This window comes from Curtobacterium sp. HSID17257 (assembly GCF_003989515.1).
GTDB lineage: Bacteria > Actinomycetota > Actinomycetes > Actinomycetales > Microbacteriaceae > Curtobacterium.
Map to the genome: position 1 here is coordinate 1 of NZ_RBLU01000172.1, position 4,901 is coordinate 4,901.

General features: G+C 73.7%; 4 protein-coding genes and 1 pseudogene. 4 read left to right on the forward strand and 1 reads right to left on the reverse strand.

The features are described from left to right. Both D8M35_RS16700 and D8M35_RS15475 read left to right on the forward strand, forming a co-directional pair. A pseudogene (locus D8M35_RS16700) lies at positions 1–1,022 on the forward strand (hypothetical protein); the annotation flags it as partial. Beyond that, positions 1,019–2,422 (forward strand): DUF5719 family protein, encoded by a 1,404-nt coding sequence (locus tag D8M35_RS15475; protein ID WP_126892630.1) that lies wholly within the window; start codon positions 1,019–1,021, stop codon positions 2,420–2,422. The pseudogene D8M35_RS16700 and the gene D8M35_RS15475, both read left to right, overlap by 4 nt. Positions 2,423–2,550: 128 nt before the next feature. Here D8M35_RS15475 and D8M35_RS15480 read toward each other — a convergent pair whose 3' ends face one another. Next, entirely contained in the window at positions 2,551–2,991 is a 441-nt protein-coding gene (locus D8M35_RS15480; RefSeq protein WP_126892631.1) for a metallopeptidase family protein, read from the reverse strand. Between the two features lie 88 nt (positions 2,992–3,079). Here D8M35_RS15480 and D8M35_RS15485 point away from each other — a divergent pair, with 88 nt between their 5' ends. Then, positions 3,080–3,307, forward strand: coding sequence for a DUF3499 family protein (locus D8M35_RS15485; RefSeq protein ID WP_126892632.1), 228 nt, complete (start codon positions 3,080–3,082; stop codon positions 3,305–3,307). A gap of 153 nt (positions 3,308–3,460) precedes the next feature. After that, positions 3,461–4,901, forward strand: a 1,441-nt coding sequence (gene ahcY / locus D8M35_RS15490; RefSeq protein WP_126892633.1) for an adenosylhomocysteinase, incomplete at its 3' end; no start/stop codon positions are given.

Here is a 4,901-nt window from a genome sequence, read left to right on the forward strand (position 1 = left end):
TGCTGCCGGACTGGAGCGGGTGGCTCCCCGCGACGTCGCCCCTCGGGCTCGCCGCGTCGGTCCTGCCCGTCGCCATGGCCGTCCTCGCGCTGCCGGTCGTCCTGCTCGCGGTCGGGGCACTCCTCGGGCACCGCTGGGCCGTGGCCGGTGCGGCGCTCCTGCTGGCGCTCCTCGGCTACGCGACGGCCTTCGGGGCGACGCACCTCACCGTCACCGGGGTCGGGTCGACCACGACGATCGTCTGGCCCGGCAGCGCGCTGTCCGTGATGGCCCTCGGCATCGTCGTCGCCGCCTCGATCGGCATCGACGTCCTGCCACGCACCGCTCCGGTCGCCGGACTCGTCGCAGCGGTCCTCGCCGGGGTCGCGGTCGCGCCCGCCTTCGCCGCGTCCACCCTCGGCGACACGCTCCTGCGTCCGACGACGGGACGGGTCCTGAGCGCCTACGTGAACGCGGAGGCCCAGGCGAACCCGGACGTCGGCACGCTCGTGGTCGAGCCGCAGACCGACGGCTCGCTCGCGGTGTCGCTCGAGCGTGGCCAGGGGTCGACGCTCGACGACCAGACGACCCTCGACTCGACAGCGCTCCGTCTCAGTCGGTCGGGCGCGCAGCTGGCGACCCTGGCCGGCAACCTCGCGAGCCGCAGCGGCTACGACCCCGAACCGGCGCTGCGCCAGCTCGGCATCTCGTTCGTGCTGCTCGACGACGGGCCGGACGCCGACGGCGCGCAGGAGGTGCACGACCGGGCAGCCGGGGCGATCGGCCAGGACGCCCGCTTCACGAGCATCGGCGAGACCGCCTCCGGGAGGCTCTTCCACTACGAGGGCGACGTCGACCGGGTGTCCACCGGCTCGGCCGCGACACGGGCGACGCACGTGCTGTACCTCGTCGTGCTCGGCGTCGTGTTCGGGGCAGCGGCCCTGCTCGCCGTCCCCACCGCGCCGCGCCGACGCCGTGCCACCTCGAACGTCATCGAGGCCGAGGAACCCGCCACCACCTTCGACGAGGAGCGCGACGAATGAGCACCGAGCACCGGTCCGTCCGACGGTGGGTCGTCCGCGGCACCGCGACCGCGGTGGCCGTGGTCGTCGCTGCCGGGGCCGTGACGGCCGCCCACGCGATCGGCACCGAGAGTCCCGCCGTGCGACCGGCCGGCCGGCTCGTCACACCGGTGCCCGCCGACGCCGAGCGGGTGTGCGCCGGCAGCGCGCTGCGTCTGTCCGACGAGTCCGGGAACGACGCGACGACGGCCAGCACCGTCGGGTCGTCGGAGGTCGCCACCGGCACCACCGGCAGCACCGTCGACCGCTCGACGCTCCGCGCGTCCACCACCGGGGGCAGCGACCCGCAGCTCCTCACCGCACCCGCCGGCGACAGCACGCCACAGGTGGCGGGCAGCACCTCGCAGAGCGTGTCCTCCGGCGACCTGGTCGGCTTCGGCGCGGCGTCGTGCGACGACCCGACCCAGTCGACCTGGCTGGTGGGCGGTTCGACCGAGACCGGACGGACCAGCCTGATCACGCTGTCCAACCCGACCGACGTCAACGCCACGGTGGACCTCGACGTGTACGACGCCTCCGGCACCGTGCAGGCACCGGGGACGACCGGCATCGTCGTCGCACCGAACACGCAGAAGGTCGTGCCGCTGTCCGGCTTCGTGTCCGACCAGGGGTCGACGGTCGTGCACGTGACCTCGTCCGGCGGGCAGATCGTCGCGCACATGCAGGAGAGCATCGTGCGGACCCTCACCCCGGGTGGCTACGACGTCGTCTCCGGCGGGGCCGCGCCGTCCCGGACGCAGGTGATCCCCGCCGTCGTGCTGCAGGGCGCCGAGGAGGCACAGCGCGGCGACGACTCCGAGGACGCCGCTCCGGTGCTCCGCCTGTTCGTCCCCGGTGACCGTGCCGCGCGGGTGACCGTCGGGATCACGACCGCGGACGGCGGCGGCTCGACCGTCAACGCGACCGCCGAGGCCGGGGTCGTCACCGACGTCGCCCTCGACGACTTCCCGGACGGGCGCTACTCGTTCACGGTGACGTCGACCGAACCGCTCGTCGCCGGTGCCCGCACCACGAAGCCGACCGACGACGGCCGCAGCGACCTCGGCTGGTTCGCGTCGGCCGAGCCCCTCGGCGACCGCGTCGTGACGGCCGTGGCACCGGGCGGCGGTGCGCGGATGAACCTCGTCAACCCGACGCGCTCGGACGCGACCGTCACGATCACGTCCGGGGACCGCGAGCAGGAGGTCGACGTGGCCTCGGGCAGCACGGCGACCGTGCAGGTGCCGGTGTCGACGCAGCTCGTCATCGAGGGCGCCGAGGGGCTCGTCGCGGGCGTGAGCTACGACGCGGACGACGGCATCGGCGGGTTCCCAGTGCGTCCGGCGACCGAGGTCTCGACCCCGGTGCGCGTCTACCCCTGACGCCCCTCGGTCACCAGTGGCGGGAGCGGTCGGGTGCCGGGTCCGGCCGTGGGTGCTGGTCCCTGTCGGTCACCAGTGACGGTAGCGGTCCGGCGCGAGGTCCGGCCGTGGGCGCTGGTCCCTGTCGGTCACCAGTGGCGGTAGCGGTCCGGCGCCAGGTCCCACGGGTCCTTGTCGATCAGCTCGCCGACCGCGCGGAACACCGCCGTCTCGACGATCACCCGGCGGTCGGTGTCGTCCTTCTCGGGACTCCGCGTGACCCGCTCGACGGGGACGCGGAACAGCGTCACCCGACGCCCGTCACGGTCGACCCGCCACCGGGGGAGCCGGTCCGGCAGTGCCTGGTCCGTCGGCATGTCGGCCACCTGGAACACCACGCCCGCGAGCTCGTCCGGCCACAGGCCGACCAGGTAATGCGCGGTGTCGCCGACGATCCGGTCGAAGGTCTCGGCGCGGGTGATCACGGGCGCCAGGTCCGGTCCGGTCACGCTCGAGCGGCCACCGCGTCCGTGCCGGGAACGACCGCGGGCACGGTCGACGGGGGTGACGGTGGGGTGCTTCCGACGCATCCCGCCATCGTACGCGTCGGGTGCGCGGCGGACCGTGCCGCGGCCGGCAGGTGGTCCCGGTGCTCCGACCGGTAGGGTCGGTGCCGGTATGGAGGACGTACGGATCTGCAGCAAGGTCGCCTGTGGCGCGAGCGCGTCGGCGACCCTCACGTACGACTACGGCGACTCCATGGTCGTCGTCGGGCCCCTCTCCACGCGCGTCGAGCCGCACGGGTACGACCTCTGCGCCCGGCACGCTGCCGGCCTGCGCGTCCCGCGCGGCTGGGACGTCGTCCGGCGTGAGCCGATCCGGCGGGACGCAGCGCCCGCCGACTGAGGCGGCCCGCGGCGGTCCCGGTGGGGTGCGCCGCCGCCCGCCCACCCGACGCGATCCGGCCCGTCCGCCGTCTCCCGGTGCGGTCTGGACGCCCACCCCGCGTCCGTGACGTCGTCTGACGATCCGCGCCTCCCGGCGTGCCAGACTGACGCCATGTCGACCGAGACCAGCACCGTCGCCCCGTTCCGCGTCGCCGACCTGACCCTCGCCGAGGCGGGTCGCCACCAGATCCGCCTGGCCGAGAACGAGATGCCGGGGTTGATGGCCCTGCGCGAGGAGTTCGGCGCGTCGCAGCCGCTCGCCGGCGCGCGCATCGCCGGCTCCCTGCACATGACGGTGCAGACCGCGGTCCTCATCGAGACCCTCGTCGCCCTCGGTGCGCAGGTCCGGTGGGCGAGCTGCAACATCTTCTCCACCCAGGACGAGGCGGCCGCCGCGGTCGCGGTCGGCCCGACGGGGACCCCGACGTCGCCCGCGGGCGTGCCGGTCTTCGCGTGGAAGGGCGAGACGCTCGACGAGTACTGGTGGTGCACCGACCGCGTCTTCGACTGGAGCGCCGAGGCCGCTGCCGCGGGGGAGTCGTGGACCGGACCGAACCTGGTCCTCGACGACGGCGGGGACGCGACGATGCTGCTGCACACCGGTGCGGACGCCGAGGCAGCGGGCCGCGCTCCGGAGCCCGGCGCCGACGCGAGTGCCGAGTGGCGGATCGTGCTCGCGACCGTGGCCGCGTCGCTCGAGCGGTCGCCCGACCGGTGGACCCGCATCGCGGCCGAGGTGCAGGGCGTCACCGAGGAGACGACCACGGGGGTGCACCGGCTGTACGAGCTCGCGCGGAAGGGTGAGCTGCGCTTCCCGGCGATCAACGTCAACGACTCGGTGACGAAGTCGAAGTTCGACAACAAGTACGGCATCCGCCACTCGCTGCCCGACGGGTTGAACCGTGCGACCGACGTGCTCATCGGTGGCAAGGTCGCGTTCGTCGTGGGCTACGGCGACGTCGGCAAGGGCGCGGCAGAGGCACTGCGCGGTCAGGGCGCCCGGGTGATCGTGTCCGAGGTCGACCCGATCTGCGCACTGCAGGCGGCGATGGACGGGTACCAGGTGGCGCGGCTCGCGGACGTCGCGGGCGAGGTCGACATCGTCGTGACGTGCACCGGCAACCTCGGCGTCGTCGGGGTCGAGGAGGTGCTCGCGCTGAAGCACCTTGCGGTGGTCGCGAACGTCGGGCACTTCGACAACGAGATCGACATGGCGGGGCTCGAGGGGCTCCCCGGGGTCGAGAAGGTCGAGATCAAGCCGCAGGTGCACGAGTGGCGGCTGCCGAACGGTCGCTCGGTCCTGGTGCTGAGCGAGGGGCGGTTGATGAACCTCGGCAACGCGACCGGGCACCCGTCCTTCGTGATGAGCAACTCGTTCACGAACCAGGTGCTCGCGCAGATCGAGCTGCACACGAAGCGCGAGGAGTACCCGACCGGGGTGTCCGTGCTGCCGAAGCACCTGGACGAGAAGGTCGCGCGCCTGCACCTCGACGCCCTCGGGGTGCGGCTGACCGAGCTCCGGCCGGAGCAGGCGGCGTACATCGGCGTGCCGG

Bases quoted from the DNA above. Each gene is read 5' to 3' on its own strand.
- D8M35_RS15485 (WP_126892632.1), top strand. From the start codon at position 3,080: ATGGAGGACGTACGGATCTGCAGCAAGGTCGCCTGTGGCGCGAGCGCG.
- D8M35_RS15475 (WP_126892630.1), top strand. From the start codon at position 1,019: ATGAGCACCGAGCACCGGTCCGTCCGACGGTGGGTCGTCCGCGGCACC.
- D8M35_RS15480 (WP_126892631.1), bottom strand. From the start codon at position 2,991: ATGCGTCGGAAGCACCCCACCGTCACCCCCGTCGACCGTGCCCGCGGT.